The 19,796-nt window shown below is 57.3% G+C and carries 17 protein-coding genes and 4 tRNA genes; 16 read left to right on the top strand and 5 right to left on the bottom strand.

The genetic code is table 11. From position 1 onward, the window contains the following. The first annotated feature begins 9 nt into the window (after positions 1-9). Positions 10-957 carry a 4-hydroxy-3-methylbut-2-enyl diphosphate reductase gene (gene ispH, locus JSY17_RS02825; RefSeq protein ID WP_025261870.1) on the top strand — a complete coding sequence of 316 codons (948 nt, stop codon included), beginning with the start codon at positions 10-12 and terminating at the stop codon, positions 955-957. Positions 958-959: 2 nt separating this feature from the next. On the opposite strand, the gene JSY17_RS02830 is transcribed toward ispH, so the two are convergent. Beyond that, on the bottom strand, positions 960-1,460 hold the full coding sequence (locus JSY17_RS02830) for a GspH/FimT family pseudopilin (protein WP_206400505.1): 501 nt from the start codon (positions 1,458-1,460) through the stop codon (positions 960-962). Positions 1,461-1,593: 133 nt separating this feature from the next. Here JSY17_RS02830 and JSY17_RS02835 point away from each other — a divergent pair, with 133 nt between their 5' ends. From JSY17_RS02835 to thiO, 7 genes are read left to right on the top strand one after another with little or no spacing between them, the layout of a single operon-like run. Continuing rightward, positions 1,594-2,064, top strand: coding sequence for a GspH/FimT family pseudopilin (locus JSY17_RS02835; RefSeq protein ID WP_122371730.1), 471 nt, complete (start codon positions 1,594-1,596; stop codon positions 2,062-2,064). Further along, positions 2,064-2,582 (top strand): type IV pilus modification protein PilV, encoded by a 519-nt coding sequence (gene pilV, locus JSY17_RS02840; protein WP_117182075.1) that lies wholly within the window; start codon positions 2,064-2,066, stop codon positions 2,580-2,582. The genes JSY17_RS02835 and pilV overlap by 1 nt, the downstream gene beginning before the upstream one ends. After that, entirely contained in the window at positions 2,579-3,283 is a 705-nt protein-coding gene (locus JSY17_RS02845) for a PilW family protein (RefSeq protein ID WP_200998869.1), read from the top strand. Before pilV ends, JSY17_RS02845 begins: the two co-directional genes overlap by 4 nt. A gap of 13 nt (positions 3,284-3,296) precedes the next feature. Next, positions 3,297-3,797 carry a pilus assembly PilX family protein gene (locus tag JSY17_RS02850; RefSeq protein WP_122371728.1) on the top strand — a complete coding sequence of 167 codons (501 nt, stop codon included), beginning with the start codon at positions 3,297-3,299 and terminating at the stop codon, positions 3,795-3,797. Further along, entirely contained in the window at positions 3,784-6,945 is a 3,162-nt protein-coding gene (locus JSY17_RS02855; protein WP_206400506.1) for a pilus assembly protein, read from the top strand. Before JSY17_RS02850 ends, JSY17_RS02855 begins: the two co-directional genes overlap by 14 nt. A gap of 12 nt (positions 6,946-6,957) precedes the next feature. Beyond that, complete coding sequence (locus tag JSY17_RS02860; RefSeq protein ID WP_206400507.1) at positions 6,958-7,356, top strand: type IV pilin protein; 399 nt, start codon at positions 6,958-6,960, stop codon at positions 7,354-7,356. A 27-nt stretch (positions 7,357-7,383) separates the two neighbouring features. Then, the gene (gene thiO / locus JSY17_RS02865) at positions 7,384-8,553 is read left to right on the top strand and encodes a glycine oxidase ThiO (protein WP_408636080.1); all 1,170 of its coding nucleotides are present in this window, start codon (positions 7,384-7,386) and stop codon (positions 8,551-8,553) included. Here the strand turns inward: thiO and JSY17_RS02870 are convergent. From JSY17_RS02870 to JSY17_RS02885, 4 genes are all read right to left on the bottom strand, one after another. Next, positions 8,523-9,863: a sigma-54-dependent transcriptional regulator gene (locus tag JSY17_RS02870; RefSeq protein ID WP_117182081.1), complete on the bottom strand. Its 1,341-nt coding sequence runs from the start codon at positions 9,861-9,863 to the stop codon at positions 8,523-8,525. The two genes, thiO and JSY17_RS02870, sit on opposite strands and share 31 nt — an antisense overlap. Positions 9,864-9,865: 2 nt before the next feature. Beyond that, positions 9,866-11,458 (bottom strand): sensor histidine kinase, encoded by a 1,593-nt coding sequence (locus JSY17_RS02875; protein WP_206400508.1) that lies wholly within the window; start codon positions 11,456-11,458, stop codon positions 9,866-9,868. Next, positions 11,448-11,687, bottom strand: coding sequence for a PP0621 family protein (locus tag JSY17_RS02880; protein ID WP_117163408.1), 240 nt, complete (start codon positions 11,685-11,687; stop codon positions 11,448-11,450). The genes JSY17_RS02875 and JSY17_RS02880 overlap by 11 nt, the downstream gene beginning before the upstream one ends. A gap of 211 nt (positions 11,688-11,898) precedes the next feature. Continuing rightward, positions 11,899-12,921 carry an outer membrane protein assembly factor BamD gene (locus JSY17_RS02885; protein ID WP_117182083.1) on the bottom strand — a complete coding sequence of 341 codons (1,023 nt, stop codon included), beginning with the start codon at positions 12,919-12,921 and terminating at the stop codon, positions 11,899-11,901. A gap of 149 nt (positions 12,922-13,070) precedes the next feature. On the opposite strand from JSY17_RS02885, the gene rluD reads away from it, so the two are divergent. From rluD to JSY17_RS02925, 8 genes are all read left to right on the top strand, one after another. Further along, the gene (gene rluD / locus JSY17_RS02890) at positions 13,071-14,033 is read left to right on the top strand and encodes a 23S rRNA pseudouridine(1911/1915/1917) synthase RluD (RefSeq protein ID WP_117163406.1); all 963 of its coding nucleotides are present in this window, start codon (positions 13,071-13,073) and stop codon (positions 14,031-14,033) included. Beyond that, positions 14,030-14,758, top strand: coding sequence for a peptidoglycan editing factor PgeF (gene pgeF / locus JSY17_RS02895; protein WP_206400509.1), 729 nt, complete (start codon positions 14,030-14,032; stop codon positions 14,756-14,758). The genes rluD and pgeF overlap by 4 nt, the downstream gene beginning before the upstream one ends. A gap of 167 nt (positions 14,759-14,925) precedes the next feature. Further along, entirely contained in the window at positions 14,926-17,490 is a 2,565-nt protein-coding gene (gene clpB / locus JSY17_RS02900; RefSeq protein ID WP_117163404.1) for an ATP-dependent chaperone ClpB, read from the top strand. Between the two features lie 300 nt (positions 17,491-17,790). Then, positions 17,791-17,866: transfer RNA gene (locus JSY17_RS02905), tRNA-Asn, on the top strand. Positions 17,867-17,895: 29 nt separating this feature from the next. Further along, positions 17,896-17,972: transfer RNA gene (locus JSY17_RS02910), tRNA-Pro, on the top strand. A 5-nt stretch (positions 17,973-17,977) separates the two neighbouring features. Next, positions 17,978-18,053 (top strand) — tRNA-Lys (locus JSY17_RS02915). A 95-nt stretch (positions 18,054-18,148) separates the two neighbouring features. Beyond that, positions 18,149-18,225, top strand: a tRNA-Pro gene (locus tag JSY17_RS02920). Positions 18,226-18,413: 188 nt separating this feature from the next. Further along, positions 18,414-19,313: a DMT family transporter gene (locus JSY17_RS02925; RefSeq protein WP_117182085.1), complete on the top strand. Its 900-nt coding sequence runs from the start codon at positions 18,414-18,416 to the stop codon at positions 19,311-19,313. Positions 19,314-19,796 lie beyond the last annotated feature (483 nt).

The following is a 19,796-nucleotide window of genomic DNA, read 5'->3' on the forward strand; positions in this document are numbered from 1 at the left end:
AGGCACAGCATGCAAATCAAACTCGCCAACCCACGTGGCTTCTGCGCTGGTGTGGACCGTGCGATCGAAATCGTCAATCGCGCCCTGGAAGTGTTTGGTCCGCCGATTTATGTGCGTCATGAAGTCGTTCACAACAAATTCGTCGTCGAAGACCTGCGCGCCCGTGGTGCGATCTTCGTTGAAGAGCTGGAGCAGGTGCCGGACGATGTCATCGTTATCTTCAGTGCCCACGGTGTTTCCCAGGCGGTGCGCGCCGAGGCGGCGGGCCGTGGCTTGAAAGTCTTCGATGCGACCTGTCCGCTGGTGACCAAGGTGCATATCGAAGTGGCCCGTTACAGCCGTGATGGCCGTGAGTGCATTCTGATCGGCCATGAAGGACATCCCGAAGTCGAAGGCACCATGGGCCAGTACGACGCCAGTAATGGCGGTGCGATTTATCTGGTGGAGGACGAGGAAGACGTCGCCAATCTCCAGGTGCGTAACCCCGATGCCCTGGCTTTCGTGACCCAGACAACCTTGTCCATGGACGATACCAGCCGTGTCATCGACGCCCTGCGTTCGCGTTTCCCTGCCATTGGCGGGCCGCGCAAGGACGATATCTGCTACGCCACGCAAAACCGTCAGGATGCGGTCAAGCAACTGGCCGATGAATGCGATGTGGTACTGGTGGTGGGCAGTCCCAACAGCTCCAACTCCAACCGTCTGCGCGAGCTGGCCGAGCGCATGTCGACACCGGCATACCTGATCGACGGCGCCGAAGACATGCAGCGCAGCTGGTTCGACGGTATCGAGCGCATCGGTATCACTGCCGGTGCGTCCGCGCCGGAAGTGCTGGTACGCGGCGTGATTCAGCAATTGCAGGCCTGGGGCGCGACCGGTGCCGATGAGCTGTCTGGCCGCGAAGAGAACATCACGTTCTCCGTTCCCAAGGAGCTGCGGGTCAAGTCTCTGCCTTAACGTCAGGCACAAAGATCCGTCGGTCTCTTGTCATCCTCGACTCTGACTCTTCCGGTAATGGCCACTATCACGCGATAGTGGCTCACCGGCTGATCGCGGACGCAGATGTGAAAGGTGCCGTTGGCCGCCTTCCTGAGGCCGCCCAGGCCGGTGAAACTGATGTGTTCCGCAATCTTGCTGTTGCCGACAATCCGGGTTTTGCCATTCATGGCTCGCTCGGCAAGCAATGTATCGTTATCGTCCGGTCCGTTGCCTTTGGTGTCGTCGATGATTCGCCAACCGTTGCTCCAGTCTCCCTCAATGGCATACAGGGTCACCACCTGATTGCGGGTAATGGCTGCAACCCGTGCCGAGCGTATGCCGCCGGCCAGTTCCTGGGCCGCCACCTGCCTGCGATTGGCATCGATAAAGTCTGTAAACGGAGTGCTGGCAACATTGGCAAGAATGGCCACAATGGCAACCACGATCAGTAGTTCGACTAACGTGAATCCTGCATGCTTCATCGTTTTTTCCTCCCTGGAAAACCTTGTTCCAAACGCCATCCGGGCATTCGTCATCGCAAAACAACCGTATATCCTGCTGGATATTTTCAGGCATCGCTGCTGCCTTATAGTCGTAACGTCTAGGAGACACCCAATGCGTTATATGTCCAAGGGCTTCAGCCTCATCGAATTGTTAGTCACTGTGTCTGTGGTGGCGATCGTGGCGGCGCTTGCCGTTCCGAGCTTTACCAGCACGATCCAGAACAACAAGGCGGATGCCGAGCTCAATGATTTGCAGCGGGCGCTCAACTATGCACGTCTTGAGGCGATAAACCGGGGGGTGACGGTACGTATCGCACCAACCAGCGGGGCGGACTGGAAGACCGAGCTACAGGTTTTTCTGGCTTCCGATACATCGGCCACCCCGACTGCGTTGCGCAAGGTTGCGCCCCTGAGCAGCGGAGCAACCCTGACGGCGACTGACGTCACCGGGATCGAATTCAATAATCTGGGCGCCTTGTCTACGCCCACCACTGCGGTGGTGATGAACTACACGCGAGGCTCGATTGCCAGGACCATGAATATTTGTCTGACGGGCCGGATCATTCTGGGTGGAAGTTGCTGATGCTAAATGAAGTGCGACGTCGCCAGACGGGCATGACGCTGATCGAGGTACTGGTCTCGGTCCTGATACTTGCCATCGGCCTGCTGGGTGCCGCCGCGATTCAGCTCAACGCTCTCAAGTACACCGACAGTTCCACCATGACCAGTCAGGCAAGCTTCATTGCCTACGACATGATGGATCGTATCCGGGCGAATGTGGATGGCAATGCGGTCGCCAATGGCACCACCAACGTACTGGCGACTTATGCCCTGGCCAATCTGGCCTCGGCTCCGTCGACAGGGAATCCGGCCCGGGCCCGGGATCAGGACCTTTACGATTTCAAGACCAACATCGCCACTTTTGCCGGCTCCACGGCCACAGCCAGCATCGATGTCAGCGGCGCGCCGGCCGTCACCATCACCATTACCTGGGACGATACGCGGGCGGCGGGTTCCAGCACCGTTGCATCCGGTGGTACTGCGGCCGATAGCACCCTGCAGACCTTTACCCTGACCTCGCGTATCGGGGTGAACCCATGAAGAAGTCATCCAGAGGCTTTGGCCTGATCGAAATCATGGTGGCGCTGGTGTTGGGGCTGGTGGTCAGCATGGGCATCATCCAGATATTCAGCGCCTCCCGAGGCACGTTCCTGACCCAGAATGCCTCGGCCCGCATGCAGGAAGATGCGCGTTTCGTGCTGAGCAAACTGATGCAGGAAATCCGCATGACCGGGATGTATGGCTGTCTGGGGTTCAGCAACTATGTGCCGACTGCACCTGCCATTGCATGGCCTGCTGCGCTGGATAATCCCATCCTGTGGGACAACGCCAATAAAACCCTGACTCTGGTGACCTCCGATATCGGCACCACCGGCAGCTCACCGACCTGGACGATTGTCTCCGACTGCCAGACCTCTACCCAGCTTTATGCCGGGGCAAGATCGCCTGCGGCAGGGCAGACCGCGTTCCAGATGCGTCAGTTGGTCTACACCCTTACCGGCCAGAACCTGACCATCAAATACGGCACAGGCGGGACTGCGCAGCCATTGCTGCAAAACGTCAGTGCTTTCGATGTTTCCTTTGGTATGGCGGGTAACCCCATGACCTATACCTCGACGATCTCGGCTGCCAATGCGCCCGATATACGCAGCGTTCGTATCAGTCTGACCCTGCAAGATCCGGATGGTCGTGTCAGAAACCAGCAATACAATGTGGTTGCCTACCTGCGCAATCGCTTTTAAAGGGCCGTATGCAATGAATTCAAAGCGGTTTTGCATCATGCCGGCATTCCCGGCCCGACAATCCGGAATGGTATTGCTGGTCAGCCTGGTATTTCTGTTGCTGCTGACATTGCTGGGGATTTCCTCCATGCAGAACGCTACCTTGCAGGAAAAGATGGCGGGCAGTGTGGCTTTGCGCAATCAGTCTTTCCAGAAGGCCGAAGCGGCATTGCGACTGGGCGAGTCATCCATCCGGGTGGTGGGTTTTACTCTGGCCAAATGCACCACTAACGCAACCTGCGCTCCCCCTGCCGAATCCACCACGCTTACTGCTGCCGGTACAAATGGCACATCCGGGGTGAGCTGGGTTGCAGCGGGAGGTGGTTTTTATGGCATCCAGAATCTTGGGACCACGGCAACGCCCATAAAACGCCCGCCGACCTGCACAGGCACCGTAACGCTTTATCGTGTCACGTCAGTCGCCATCCAAGGCACATCGAGAACGGTGCTGGAGAGTATCTATGCCAATTGCTAAGGCGTTTCGTCACGGTTTGAAGTATGCGTATGGTGCCTTGGCTGCGCTTTATCTGTCCGCGCCGGTTTATGCGTTCACACCTTCACAAGTACCCCTGTTGAGTGCTTCTGCCGTTACACCCAATGTCATGCTGCAGGTGGATAACTCCGGCAGTATGGATACGATCATTTTTGATTCGGGCTTCGATGCGTCGGCTTCATGGCCCACGATTGATACGGTCAACTGCAATATCTTCAGGTGTGAGCGAGGGTACACAATTCCAACAGGTGATGGTCAGTATGTCTTTTTAAGCGCTTTGACTCGGGATGGATGTACCAGCGGCTATAGTTTTGCCAAGCCCAATAACGGCACGATTTATTGCGTACCTTTGCCTGATCCGGCGCGATCCGGCACTACACGTTATCCAGGTGCTTATCTGTCTTATCTGGTATCACAGGTCAGCTCCAACAGAAGTGTGGCGAATATACCGACCGAAAGCCGTCTGACCTCTGCCATTTCTGTAGCACTGGGCCTGGTCGATGCCAACCGCTCATTGCGGATCGGGTTGGCGACTTACAATGCACCCAACAGTAACGACAGAGGGCCGGGCGGTAATATCAAACAGGCGGTTGCCGACCTGTCGCCTGTTCCGGCCACGACTTATCAGGCAGGCGTTACTCAGGCGACTGCCGATACAAACTACAGGAATCTGCGCGTCGCGATTTCGGCATTGACTGCGGAGGCCAACACGCCTCTTGCTGAAACCTATTATCAGGTGACGCGCTATTTTCGCGGACTTACTCCTTTTCCGTCATACACCAATTCACCGGCAACTTTCACAAGCCCCATTCAGTATCGTTGTCAGAAAAACTATGGTGTTGTATTGACGGATGGCTTGCCTACTTATGACAAGAACTTTCCCACCAATGATGTAGATGATCCCAATCGTTACTTGCCCAACTGGGATCGGGTCAACAATGATGGCCCGAATACCAATGAGGCCAATGAAGGGGATACGCTCTATCTGGACGATATTGCCAAGTTCGCCTATGACATTGATATGCGCAAGGACTCCACATCCCCAGGTGGCGATCTGACGGGGCGAAGCTGGGATAATGCCGGATTCCCGAGACAGAACCTGAGCACCTACGCGATCGGCTTCACGCTCGATAACCAGATGCTTATCGATGCCGCGGACGATAACCATGGCCATGGCAAATACTTTCAGGCCAATGACAGTGCCGGCCTGAATACCGCATTGAACCTTGCGCTTACTGACATCTATGCCAAGGCAGGCTCCGGCGGTGGTGGCGTATCAAGTTCATCGACCCTCCAGGCCGGAACACAGTTTTACCAGACGCTCTACGACCCGACCGACTGGCACGGTACCGTCAGGGCCTTCAACCTCAATGCCACGACCGGAGCCTTGAGTGCGCCGGTCTGGACGACGGACAGCACGATTGTCAGTGGCTCTACTGCCCCTGTTTTCGAGTCGTGGAATACGGGAGCCATTCCTTCGAGAATCACGCTGGACTACGCCAACTTCAGTCCGGCCCAGCAACTGGCATTCACCTCGACCTTGCCTACAGGCGTGACGGGGCCAGAGGTGATTGCCTGGGCCAAGGGCACTGCGAACGCCAAGTTGCGCACGCGCACCAGGCTGCTCGGTGACATCATCAACTCTACGCTGGGCGCGGGCCTGCCCACCGAAAAGACAGCTACCGATCTGGTTGGCGATACCAGTTACACCACCTATCTGGCCAACAAGAACAGCAACATGACCTACAGCCTTCTGGCCAATGCCAACGATGGCTTCTTCAATGTCATCAATGCCAGTAACGGGGTGCGGCGATACGCCTATATGCCTTCCACGTCGCTGGCTTCTCTGGCGACCATTTCTTCAACCAACTACGGCTCCGGGGTGCACAAGTTCACGGTTGATGGGCAGATTGCGGTTTTCGATACTCAATTATCCGCTGGCTCGGCATGGCGTACAGTCGCCTTCTCCGGTCTGGGAGCGGGCGGCAAGGCGTTCTTTGCGATCAAACTGTTTGAAGGGACCAGCAATACCCCCCAGGCAATGTGGGAGGTCAAGGCACCGGACACCTCCGACACCAATAACAGGTTCAACAACTTGGGTTACAGCTACTCCAAGCCTGATGTAGCGCGTATGGCCGACGGGACCGGCATCATGGTAGTGGGCAATGGCTATGGCAGTTTTACAGGCCGGGCGTCGCTGTTCGTGCTGAATGCCAATACAGGCGCATTCATTGCGGAAATCCAGACACCGCTTGTCGTCAGTGGCGAGACTGATAACGGCCTGTCCTCGGTCAAGCTGCGGGTCAACTCGCAGAACGTCGTTCAGGCTGCTTATGCCGGGGACCTCAAGGGGCGTATGTGGAAGTTCGACATGAGTGGTGCGGCGGCTTCCAGCTGGAGGGTCGCTTTCAATGGTACGCCGTTGTTCACTGCGCCAAGGGGAGCCAACCAGCCGATTACTGTACAGCCGCTGTTAATCGATCACCCGCTCAACGGCAAGCTTGTGTATTTCGGTACCGGTAAATTCAGTGAGGCCACTGACAAGCAGACCAGCGCCTTGCAGGACTTTTACGCCATCTGGGATGGTGATGCCGGATCAGGCAATATCGTTGAAGCCAACCTGCAGGCCCAGGCGGTCAATGGTTCGGTGACCGGCAATGGCAATACTTACTTCACTTCCACTACCAACGATGTGGACTGGGCCACCAAGAAGGGCTGGTACATGCCACTGGCAACCGCTGCGCCTTACCTGGGCGAAAGGATTATCTATCCTGCACAGACCTCTCGTGGCCGTATCATTTTCACCACGGCCTCGGTGAACTCCACCGACCCGTGTGAAAGTACCGGTACCGGGCGTCTGTTCGAGCTGGATGCCGCCACCGGCAGCATGCTCAATTATCAGGTGCTCGATACCAACGGCGACAATGACATTACCGCTGCCGACACCCTCGTTGCCGGCCTTGGGATCGGTACGGGGATTCCGGTGGTCGCTTCCATCGTGGCAGGCACCAACGGCAACAACGACAACAAATACCTGATCGACTCCAGTGGCGGAACGCCGGTCAAGCTGCTGGAGAAGGGCGGGAGTGCCAACGTCTTCCAGCGCATCATGTGGCGACAAATCCAGTAGGGAAGGTGATTCATGCGAGCAGTATCCAGAGGCTTTACCTTGATCGAACTCATGATCGTCGTGGCGATTGTCGGTATTCTGGCGGCCGTTGCTTACCCCAGTTATGTCGAATACACGAAGCGTACTCAGCGTTCGGCCATTGCCAGCCTGCTTTCGGAGCAGACCCAGACCCTTGAGCGTTTCTTTTCAAGAAATGGCACCTACGCCGGAGCGCAAGGTTTGAGTGGCGGTAATAGTTATTACAATATCGGCTCGGTCCTTACCGCCACAGGTTTCACCTTGACCGCCACCCCGACCGGCTCGCTCATGAGCGGCGATAAATGCGGTAGTTTTGTCATCACCAATACCGGGGCGATCAGCAATTCAGGCGCCACCAGCGGCGTGACAACCAAGGACTGCTGGGGGCGTTAACTCCTTTTTCTTTGCCTAGAGACCAAAATGCACAAGCAACATGTAGTGATCGTCGGCGGTGGTGTTATCGGGTTGTTGACTGCCTTCAACCTTGCCGCCGAAGTGGCCAGTGTCGTGTTGCTTGATCGCTCCGGCGTCGGTCAGGAGTCTTCATGGGCGGGTGGCGGGATTGTGTCGCCACTCTATCCATGGCGCTACAGCCCGGCAGTTACCGCCCTGGCTCACTGGTCCCAGGACTTCTACCCGCATCTGGCCGAACGCCTGTTTGCCCGGACCGGCGTTGATCCTGAAGTTCACAAGACAGGTCTGTACTGGCTGGACCTGGACGATGAGCAGCAAGCCCTGAACTGGGCGGTCCGTGAGCAACGACCGCTGAGTAGTGTCGATGTGTCGGCTGTTCACGATGCGGTACCGGCGCTGGGGCAGGGCTATTCACGGGCCATTTACATGGCCGATGTGGCCAATGTGCGTAATCCTCGTCTGGTGAAATCCCTCAAGGCGGCGTTGCTGGCCTTGCCCAATGTCGAGATTCGCGAGCAGTGCGAAGTCAGCGGGTTTGTTCGCGAGGGCAATATTGTTCGGGGTGTGAGCACGCCAACGGGCGATATTCTGGGCGACCGTGTCGTGCTGGCGGCGGGTGCCTGGAGTGGCGAATTGCTCAGGAGCCTGGGCCTGGAGTTACCCGTCGAGCCGGTCAAGGGCCAGATGATTCTCTACAAGTGCGCATCCGACTTCCTGTCGAGCATGGTGCTGGCCAAGGGTCGTTACGCCATCCCGCGTCGTGATGGTCATATCTTGATCGGTAGCACGCTGGAGCACGAAGGCTTCGACAAGACGCCGACCACGGCTGCGCTGGAAAGCCTCAAGGCTTCGGCCATCGAATTGATTCCCGAACTGGCGAATGCCGAGCCCGTTGCCCAGTGGGCAGGGCTGCGTCCCGGCTCGCCCGAAGGCATTCCCTTTATCGGCCCGCTGGAGGGTTTCGAGGGGCTGTGGCTGAACTGTGGGCACTACCGCAACGGTCTGGTGCTGGCGCCTGCATCTTGCCAGTTGTTGACGGATCTGCTGCTGGGGCGTGAGCCGATTATCGATCCGGCTCCTTATGTACCGGGTTTTTCGCGAATGAATTCGCCACTACTAAGAGCCAATTCATTCACGAACCGGGTTCAATCCAGCCCCAGCTTCTTCAACCGGTAACGCATCGATCTGAATGACAGGCTCAGGCGCTGCGCTGCCGCCGTCCGGTTCCAGCGGGTTTCTTCCAGGGCCTGCAGGATCAGTTTGCGCTCGATGCTTTCCAGGTAATCTTCCAGATTATCGATATCGGCCAGATTGTGGCCGTCGTGTTCCTGAGGCGTACCGGACTCAGCCAGGCGAAGGTCCGAAGCGTGGATTTCATCGTTTTCGCAAAGGGTGTAAGCACGCTCCAGCATGTTTTCCAGTTCGCGGACATTGCCGGGGAAGCGATAGCTTTTCAGGGTTTCCAGCGCCTGTGGATGAAGACGCGCCGAGGCCTGGCCGCAGTTGGCGGCCAGACGTTGCAGGACGCTGTCCACCAGTTGGTCGATATCTTCGCGTCGCTCACGCAGAGGTGGTACTCGCAGCTCGATGACGTTCAGGCGGTAATACAAATCCTGCCGGAAGCGTCCGGCAGCGACTTCGGCGTTCAGGTCCTTGTGGGTGGCGCAGAGAATTCGCACATCCACGACCTGTTCCTGCTGACCGCCGACGCTGCGTATGGATTTTTCCTGGATGGCTCGCAGCAGTTTTACCTGCATGGCCAGCGGCAAGTCAGCGACTTCATCCAGAAACAGCGTGCCGTTATTGGCCGCCTGAAACAGCCCCGGCTTGTCTTCATGGGCACCGGTGAAGCTGCCTTTGCGATGGCCGAAGAACTCGCTTTCCATCAGTTCGGACGGGATTGCCCCGCAGTTGACCGGCACGAAAGGCTTGTCGATACGTGGCCCTTGCTCATGAATCAGCCGAGCGACCAGTTCCTTGCCGCTACCCGATTCGCCACTGATATAGATCGGTGCCTGACTGCGCGCCAGTTTGTCGATTTGCTTGCGCAGGGCACGCATGGGCGGTGAGTTGCCCAGCAGACGGCTGTCGATGCTGCGTTCTGCCTGGACGCCGGGGTGCAGGCGCAAGGCGCTGCTGACCAGTTCCCGCAGTCTGCTCAGGTCTACCGGCTTGGTCAGGAAGTCGAAGGCACCGGCCTTGAGTGCGTGGATGGCCATATCCAGACTGCCATGGGCGGTGATCATCGCCACGGGGGTCTGTGGGTAAGCCTGTTGAATATGCTGTACCAGCTCCAGGCCATTACCGTCAGGCAGGCGCATGTCGGTCAGACACATGTCGAATGCCTCGCGAGCCAGCCACTCGCGGGCCTCGGTCACATTGCGGGCGCTGCGGGTGTCGAGTTTCATGCGGCCAAGCGTGATCTCCAGAAGTTCACGAATGTCCGGCTCATCATCGACTATCAGAATCTTTTGCCGTTGGGTCATGCTCAGCTCAACTTGAACGGGTGAGCGAAAGTGATACGCATGCAGCTACCGCCCTCGGGACGAGGGGTGTAATCCAGATGCGCCTGGTTGCTTTCGCACAGCTCCCGGGAAAGGTAGAGGCCAAGGCCGGTACCTTTGCTTTCTGTGGTGAAAAAGGGCTCGAAGAGTTTGGCCAGATGCTGTTCGGAGACGCCCGGCCCGTCATCGAGCACTTCCAGGGTGGGCAGGTCGTTTTCCGGGTTATGGAACAGCTTCAGCCAGACCTGGGCCACATCATGCTGCTTGCTGCTGTAGCGCAAGCCGTTGTGCAGCAGGTTGGTCAGCACCTGATTCAATTGCTCCGGGTCCATGCGCGTGGTGAGCATGCCCTGGCCGAATTCGGTATGAACCTTTTGGTTGGCTGGCGCTGAGCTGCGAAAGTCTGCGACGAAGTTCTCCAGCCAGGTTCTCAGGTCGAGCAGTTCGGCTTCGGTTTCGCGGCGTCTGGACAATTGCAGGACGTTCTCGATCACTACATTGATGCGTCGCGATTGATCATGAATGATCTGCCCGAGTCGCCGGTCCGGTGCTGACAGCTCTTCCGATTCGTTGAGCAGTTGCGCTGCATGGCTGACAGCTCCCAGCGGGTTGCGGATCTCATGGGCAATGCCGGCTGTCAGGCGGCCCAGTGCGGCAAGCTTCAGTTGCTGGGCCTGATGGGCGACCTGTGAAAGGTCTTCCAGAAAGATCAGCGTCTGGCGCTGGTCGCCACGGTTGAGTGCGGCGAAGCTGGGTTTCAGGATCGGGCCGATGGCGGAGGTCGATATGCTGCGCGGCGCCATGATGGGATTGATCAGCCATTGCCGCAGGCGATCCACCAGTTGTGGCGAGTATTGATCGATGACCTGACCGACCAGTTTTTCATGCCCCAGCAGGCTCAAGGCGCCCTGATTGGCCAGCAGCACCTGGCGGCGTGAGTCGAGCACCAGAATACCGGTGTGCATGCGTTGCAGGATCAGGGCATTGAGCTCTTCGAGCTGGTCGACATCGGCGGCCCGCTGTTCGGCCAGCACTTCGCTCACTTGCATGCGGGCGGTCAGTGCCTGTACCAGCAGGGCAGCGGCAAAGCACAGGGCTCCCAGCGTACTGGCCTGCACATAGTCATTGGAGGCCACCGGGCTGATGAAGCTGATGTAGAACGTCAGGTAAATGATGCCGATGGCGGAGACGGCAGCAATCAACAGCCCGAGGCGACCGCGCAGCAGAACATTGCTGATGGCGACCGAGGCAATCAGCAGGTTGCCGATACCACTTGAAGTGCCGCCCGCGGCATAGAAGAGGCCTGACAGCATCACCGCATCGGTCACTGCCAGGCTGAAGAGCTGGACTTTGTGGCGGGGGCGCTCAAGCAGCACCACAACCAGAATGTTGAACACCAGATACAGCCAGCAGCCAGCCCGAAACAGGTTCAGATTGGCCAGTTGCAACAGTTCGGTGTCCAGGTCGCTGGAGATCAACAGCACCAGCACAATGCCGATGGTCAGTCGATACAGGTGATACAGCCGCAGGATCCGTTGCGCTTGGGGGCTGCCGAGTGAAAGCGTCTCAGCGGTCACGAGTCGCGGGGCCTTCTAGCCTGTGCGCTTCGCTGCAATACCATTGTTGTTCCTGGCTCAATGCACGATCACGAGGAAGATGAACGCCACAATGGGCACAACGCACCATGGGCGATGCCGCAGTTTCTGGCGGATCTGCAGGTTTTTTTTGAGCAGGCGGGTTGAGCAGGCGCTTGATGAACCACACCGCTGCCGCGATCAACGCAACCCACATAATTATGCGAATCATGACTACCGAGCTTAATGATTGAAGAGTTGGCAGTGTAGCCAAGGAGCAGGCGGGCGGACAGGGTACAGAAGCGAAGTGGAAGCGAATTTATTCGTGAAGAGTCTGATATGCCCGAAGGAAATCCATCGTCTTATCGCGTATGAATCCGCTCCTGCAAATGTGGGGGCCACAAAAAAGAGGCCCGCAGGCCTCTTCGTTGTCATCACCGGTTTCAGTCGAACATGCCGAATGTCATGTAGCTGAACCAGGAGCGGCTTTTCTTGCCTTTCGCTTCTTCGGCTTCACGGGCCTGCTCATCCAGTTCTGCCTGGTTTTCCGGCAGCAACTCTTTCGGGATGGCGTCCTTGGCATCCTGGTACTGCTTCTGGATGTCCTGGTTGGCGCGGGTTTCGCCCGGTGGCAGAGGCGCGCTGCCATTGATCAGACCCAGAGTAGCTTTCGACAGCCATGTACGGTTGTCAGCTTCTGCCTCGCGAGGCGTGAACTGACCGTCAGCCAGTTGCGGATGGTTCGGGTAGTTGGCCTTCAGGACTTCGAGGCTGGTGGCTGCCAGTTCGTCGAGGTGCAGGCGCTGATAGGATTCGACCATCACTGCCAGACCGTCGCCGACCGAAGGCGTTTCCTGGAAGTTTTCCACCACGTAGCGGCCACGGTTGGCGGCGGCGACATAGGCCTGACGTGTCAGGTAGTAGTCGGCTACGTGAATTTCGTAGGCCGCCAGCAGGTTGCGCAGGTAGATCATGCGCTGCTTGGCGTCAGGCGAGTAGCGGCTGTTGGGGTAGCGGCTGGTCAGTTGAGCGAACTCGTTGAACGAGTCGCGTGCAGCGCCCGGGTCACGCTTGGTCTGGTCCAGCGGCAGGAAGCGCGCCAGCAGGCCGACGTCCTGATCGAAGGAGGTCAGGCCCTTCATGTAGTAGGCGTAATCGACATTGGGGTGCTGCGGGTGCAGGCGAATGAAGCGCTCGGCAGCGGATTTTGCTGCTTCGGGCTCACTGTTCTTGTAGTTCGAGTAGATCAGTTCGAGTTGTGCCTGATCGGCATAGCGACCGAACGGATAGCGTGACTCCAGCGCCTTGAGTTTCTCGGTGGCGCTGTTGTAGCTGTTGTTGTCCAGGTCGGCCTGCGCCTGCTGGTACAGCTCGACTTCACTGAGGTTCTCGTCGATGACTTCCTTCGACGAACAGGCCGCAGTCAGTGCGAGGATGGCGATCAGCAGCAGGTGTTTCACTTGCATGGCGGCTTGCGTCCCTATAACGGCCTGCTGTCTTGGGCGGGGCCGTCCTGTTATGATGAACGCCCCGCAAGACCCGCGGGGCAAAAGACGCCGTATTTAACCACAAGCGCGCTGCCGAAACCAAAGGCTAGCCGCCTTCTAGTCTGGCCATGTCCGAAAATATAGAACTTCGCGCAGAGGTGCCGTCCGAATTGGGCGGTCAACGCCTCGATCAAGTCGCCGCACAATTATTCGCAGAGCACTCGCGCTCGCGCCTTTCCGCCTGGATCAAGGACGGCCGTCTGACTGTGGACGGCGGTGTCCTGCGCCCGCGTGACATCGTTCACGGTGGCTCTGTCCTGCAACTGATCGCCGAGCAAGAGGCTCAGGGCGAGTGGGTTGCCCAGGATATCGAGCTGGATATCGTTTACGAAGACGACCAGATTCTGGTGATCAACAAGCCTGCTGGCCTTGTGGTGCATCCTGCCGCAGGTCATGCCGACGGGACCTTGCTCAATGCACTGCTGCACCACGTTCCGGACATCATCAACGTGCCGCGTGCCGGCATCGTGCATCGTCTGGACAAGGACACCACGGGCCTGATGGTGGTCGCCAAGACCCTCCAGGCCCAGACCCAACTGGTAACGCAACTGCAGAATCGCAGCGTCAGCCGTATCTATGAGTGCATCGTCATCGGAGTCGTCACCGCTGGCGGCAAGATCGATGCGCCGATCGGTCGTCACGGCCAGCAGCGTCAGCGCATGGCGGTGATGGAAGGCGGCAAGCAGGCGGTCAGTCATTATCGCGTACTTGAGCGCTTCCGCTCCCACACTCATGTGCGGGTCAAGCTGGAAACCGGTCGTACTCACCAGATCCGCGTGCACATGGCGCACATCAACTATCCGCTGGTAGGCGATCCTGCCTACGGTGGTCGTTTCCGTATCCCGCCAGCGGCCAGCCCGAGCATGGTTGAGTCGTTGAAGACGTTCCCGCGTCAGGCTCTGCATGCCCGCTTCCTTGAACTGGATCACCCGGTTACAGGCCAGCGCATGAGCTGGGAATCGCCGTTGCCTGACGATTTCGTCTGGCTGCTGTCGTTGCTCAAGCAGGACCGCGAGGCGTTTGTCGGGTGAACGACTGGCTGATTCCAGACTGGCCTGCGCCTGCGCACGTCAGGTCTTGCATCACCACTCGTTCGGGCGGGGCCAGTCAGGCTCCGTTCGACAGCTTCAATCTGGGCGATCATGTGGGCGACGATCCGCAGGCGGTTGCCGGCAATCGTCGACATCTGTCTTCACAATTGAATGTGCAGCCTGCCTGGTTGCGTCAGGTGCACGGTGTCGCTGTGGCGCATGCCGACCCTTCTGCGGTGGCCGAAGCCGACGCAAGCTGGACCGACACGCCGGGTGTCGCCTGCAGCATCATGACCGCCGACTGCCTTCCCGCGCTGTTCTGCAATCGTGAGGGCACCCGTGTCGCTGCGGCTCATGCCGGCTGGCGGGGGCTTGCGGCAGGTGTGCTTGAGGCAACGGCCGACAGTTTGAATGCCGCCCCTGAAGACATAATGGTCTGGCTCGGCCCTGCCATCGGGCAGCCTTCTTTCGAGGTCGGCCCGGAAGTCCGGGAAACCTTCATGGCGACCCATCCGCAAACGGCCGATGCCTTCATCCCAAGTGCCAATGCCGGGCGCTTCATGGCCGATATCTACGCCCTTGCGCGTTTGCGGCTGGCCGCCTATGGTGTTTTATCAGTCCACGGTGGCGGGCTGGATACCTTCACTGACTCGCGTTTCTTTTCCTACCGCCGGAGCGCCACCACTGGCCGTTTCGCCTCGCTGATCTGGATCGAGCAAGCCTGATTGCAGGCTTCTTCATGCCGCCGGCAGTCCGCTCCAGCATCAGGCTGACAGGCATCAATAAAGTCAAACTTGAAACCCGCAGAATCGTCCGCATCTAACTGACTATCCAGCAGGTTTTCGTTATAGGTGTGTTCATTGCTCCGGCCTGCTCTGAAGGAAGGTGACTAATGCGTATCGATAGATTGACCAGCAAACTGCAACTGGCCTTGTCAGATTCCCAATCGCTGGCCGTTGGCATGGATCATCCAGCCATTGAGCCCGCGCACTTGATGCATGCGCTGCTTGAGCAGCAAGGCGGTTCCATCAAGCCTCTGTTGCTGCAGGTAGGCTTTGACATCAACAGCCTGCGTAAGGAGTTGAGCAAAGAGCTCGACCACCTGCCGAAAATCCAGAATCCTACTGGCGACGTCAACATGTCCCAGGATCTGGCACGCCTGCTCAATCAGGCTGATCGCCTGGCGCAACAGAAGGGCGACCAGTTCATTTCCAGTGAGCTGGTGCTGCTCGCCGCCATGGACGAGAACAGCAAGCTGGGCAAGTTGCTGCTCGGGCAGGGCGTGAGCAAGAAAGCCCTTGAGAACGCCATCAATAACCTGCGTGGTGACGGCGCGGTCAATGACCCCAACGTCGAAGAGTCGCGTCAGGCTCTGGACAAGTACACCGTCGATCTGACCAAGCGTGCCGAAGAGGGCAAGCTCGATCCGGTGATCGGTCGCGACGACGAAATTCGCCGCACCATTCAGGTCCTGCAGCGTCGCACCAAGAACAACCCGGTGCTGATCGGCGAACCCGGCGTCGGCAAGACTGCCATTGCCGAAGGTCTGGCACAGCGCATCATTAATGGCGAAGTGCCCGACGGCCTCAAAGGCAAGCGTTTGCTTTCGCTGGACATGGGCGCATTGATTGCCGGTGCCAAATACCGTGGCGAGTTCGAGGAGCGCCTGAAATCGCTGCTCAATGAGCTGAGCAAGCAGGAAGGCCAGATCATCCTGTTTATCGACGAACTGCACACCATGGTCGGCGCCGGTAAAGGCGAGGGTTCGATGGATGCGGGCAATATGCTCAAGCCGGCTCTGGCCCGTGGCGAGCTGCATTGCGTCGGTGCGACCACGCTCAACGAGTATCGCCAATATATAGAGAAGGACGCTGCACTCGAGCGTCGTTTCCAGAAAGTCCTGGTGGAAGAACCCAGCGAAGAAGACACCATCGCCATTCTGCGTGGCTTGAAGGAGCGCTATGAGGTTCACCACAAGGTCGGGATTACCGACGGTGCGATCATCGCCGCTGCCAAGCTGAGCCACCGCTATATCACCGACCGCCAGTTGCCGGACAAGGCCATCGACCTGATCGACGAAGCCGCCAGCCGCATCCGCATGGAAATCGACTCCAAGCCGGAAGTGCTGGATCGTCTTGAGCGTCGCCTGATCCAGTTGAAAGTCGAATCCCAGGCTCTCAAGAAGGAAAAGGACGAAGCCGCGATCAAGCGTCTGGAGAAACTGCAGCTCGATATCGAGCGCATGGAGCGTGAATACGCTGACCTCGAAGAGGTCTGGGCTTCGGAAAAAGCCGAAGTGACCGGCTCCGCTCAGATCCAGCAGAAAATCGAGCAATCGCGTCAGGAGCTGGAAGCCGCCCGCCGTCGTGGCGATCTGAACCGCATGGCCGAATTGCAGTACGGCATCATTCCGGATCTGGAGCGCAGCCTGCAGATGGTCGATCAGCACGGCAAGCCGGAAAACCAGTTGCTGCGCAGCCGGGTGACCGAGGAAGAGATTGCCGAAGTCGTCTCGAAGTGGACAGGCATTCCTGTATCGAAAATGCTCGAAGGCGAGCGTGAGAAGCTGCTGAAGATGGAAAGCCTGCTGCACAAGCGTGTAATAGGCCAGAGCGAGGCCGTGGTGGCCGTGGCCAGTGCCGTGCGTCGCTCCCGCGCCGGGTTGTCCGACCCCAATCGCCCGAGCGGTTCGTTCATGTTCCTGGGCCCGACCGGTGTCGGCAAGACCGAGCTGTGCAAGGCGCTGGCGGAATTCCTGTTCGATACCGAAGAGGCCATGGTGCGGATCGATATGTCCGAGTTCATGGAGAAACACTCCGTCGCTCGCCTGATCGGTGCGCCACCGGGGTATGTCGGCTATGAAGAGGGCGGTTACCTGACCGAGGCGGTGCGTCGCAAACCTTATTCGGTGATCCTGCTCGATGAGGTCGAAAAGGCCCACACCGATGTTTTCAACATCCTGCTGCAAGTGCTGGAGGATGGACGCCTGACGGACAGCCATGGCCGTACGGTGGATTTCCGTAATACCGTGATCGTCATGACTTCGAACCTGGGGTCTGCACAGATCCAGGAGCTGGTGGGTGATCGTGAAGCCCAGCGTGCTGCGGTGATGGATGCGGTCAGCACGCATTTCCGTCCGGAGTTCATCAACCGGATCGACGAAGTGGTGATTTTCGAGCCGCTGGCCCGGGATCAGATCGCTGGCATCACGGAAATCCAGCTGGGACGTCTGCGCAGCCGCCTTGCCGAACGCGAGCTTTCCCTGACGCTGAGTCCGGAAGCCCTCGACAAGCTGATCGCCATTGGCTACGACCCGGTGTATGGCGCACGGCCTCTCAAGCGTGCAATCCAGCGCTGGATCGAAAACCCGCTGGCGCAACTGATCCTGTCGGGCAGCTTTGTGCCTGGCTCCAGCATCACCGGCAAGGTGGTGGACGACGAGATCGTGTTTGGCTGATGACTTCTTTATATAGCTGAACGCAAGGGCTCTCCGTGTGAGGGCCCTTTTTCATCACGGTAGCTGGCGGGACAGAAAATCGGGTTTGCGGGCGGTATGCAGGGGATCTGAAAAAAAATCGCAAATCATTGTCTTAAAAGCAATTTAGAGGGTTGACAGGTGTTTTTGAAAATGTAGAATAGCGCGCCTCAGAGACGTGAACGCAACGTTGCAAACGAAGCGAACAAGGTCGAAGAGGTTGAATTAACGAGTTAACAGCGAGTTGATTCAATGCAGTAAGTTGAATCTGAAATCCAACGTTCCGCGATAGCTCAGTTGGTAGAGCAAGTGACTGTTAATCACTGGGTCCCTGGTTCGAGTCCAGGTCGTGGAGCCAGATTTCAAAAGGTTCAATGCAGTTTCAGTCGGGGTATAGCGCAGTCCGGTAGCGCGCCTGCTTTGGGAGCAGGATGTCAGGAGTTCGAATCCCCTTACCCCGACCATATTTGGGTCGTTAGCTCAGTTGGTAGAGCAGTTGGCTTTTAACCAATTGGTCGTAGGTTCGAATCCTACACGACCCACCATTTTTGGCTACAGAGTATCTTTGAAGCCGAATCTTATAGATCTGATGCCAGTTGTATCAGATCGAAGGCAGCTGGTTGAGGTGTCTTGATTTCAACGGGGTATAGCGCAGTCCGGTAGCGCGCCTGCTTTGGGAGCAGGATGTCAGGAGTTCGAATCCCCTTACCCCGACCATATTCAGCACGAAAGTAGTTTTTTTATAGCTACTCTCGATGCGACCCGAAAGATGCCTGGCTTTAGCTTGAACGCTAAAACCGGGCATTTTTCTTTTGTGCGTGATAAAAGTCATCGCATGACGCAAGGAAGCACGGCCGTCGTTGCAAGCCAGAGGCGGCTACTTCATTTCCAGGTAAGGAATATCCATGAGCACGAGCTTACTCAAACGTCCCGAGTTTTTTGCACTGATTGCCGCGATTCTGAACGGCACCATCGGTGTTTTCACCCGTATGGGCTTCGCACACGGCGCAAGCTCCAATCAGATTGCATTCTGGAAGTGTTTCGGCGCTTTCCTTGTGATTGCCCTCTACTGTGCCGTCAACCAGAAGCGCAGACGCGAAACTCTGGCGTTGGCCAGCAAGTGGCCTCAATTCGCCTTGCTCGCGTTTCTGGGAATATTCTGCCTCTACTTTTTTGAAACCTGGGCTTTCGAAGAAGCTTCCATACCGCTGGTGGCCTTTCTGCTTTATGCCGCGGGTGGCATGACCATTATTCTGTCTGCCCTGTTTCTGGGGGAGCGAATCGGTCTGTACAAGATCATCGCTTTTGGCACCATTCTGGCGGGCGTCTACCTGATTCTGAGCTACGAAGGCGAGATCAGCGGCAGCTATCTCGGTATCACGCTGGCATTGCTGGGTGGGCTGGGGTATGCCTTGTTCATATTCAGTTCCAAGCTGATGAACATTGGCAGTGGCTTGCCGCAACTGGCCTGGCTTTTTGGTTTTGGTAGCCTGTATCTGCTGGTGCCTTTACTGAAAGAGGGCTTTGTCATTCCGGGCGGCATGGCTCTTCTGGCCATCGCAGCTCTGATATTGCTGCCCACCATTGGTGGCTTCTATTGCACGACCAAGGCCGTGGATGAAGGAGAGGCGAGTAAAGTGCAGATCATTGAAACCAGCGACCCGCTTTTTGCCACGCTCTTTGCATTTATCTTGTTTGGCGAGTCGCTGGGGTTTGTCGGAACCCTCGGAGCGCTGTGCATCATGGCCGGTCTGCTTTTTGCCCTGAAAAAGAACGACCCGCCTGCTCTTGTCGCCGCAAAGTAATAGATTTTTCGCGAATGAATTCGCTCCTGCCCGGGTTCAATACACCGGTTAAAGTGGGAGCGACTTCAGTCGCAAATACCTGATCCAAAGCCCGCCTTCAAGCAGCCTATGCTGCCCCCTCCATTCTCCTGCAGCCCGAATTATTCTTAGAGAAAGAAGTTATAAGGTTAGCTGCAGGAAAAATAAATCCTGAAAAAATAATACTGCGTTGTAATCTTTCTTTACAGAAATACTTATAAGACGATGTATTTATCAGGGATCGCTTTGATATTCCATACGGTAATAAACTTGTTAAAAAATGGCAGTTGTCAAAAAACAGTGTGTCATTATTATCTGCCCTAAATTTCCACGAGAAATAAAACACTCCTGACGACACAATCAAACGGAGTTGAAACTCACCCATATTAATGGAGGATCCAAAAGGTCTGGAGTTTCTCGAAGGGCCAAAAGCCTTGGCGAGGGTTGCGATAATTCCTCAGCGGT

This window comes from Pseudomonas capsici (assembly GCF_017165765.1).
GTDB classification, from domain to species: Bacteria; Pseudomonadota; Gammaproteobacteria; order Pseudomonadales; family Pseudomonadaceae; genus Aquipseudomonas; species Aquipseudomonas capsici.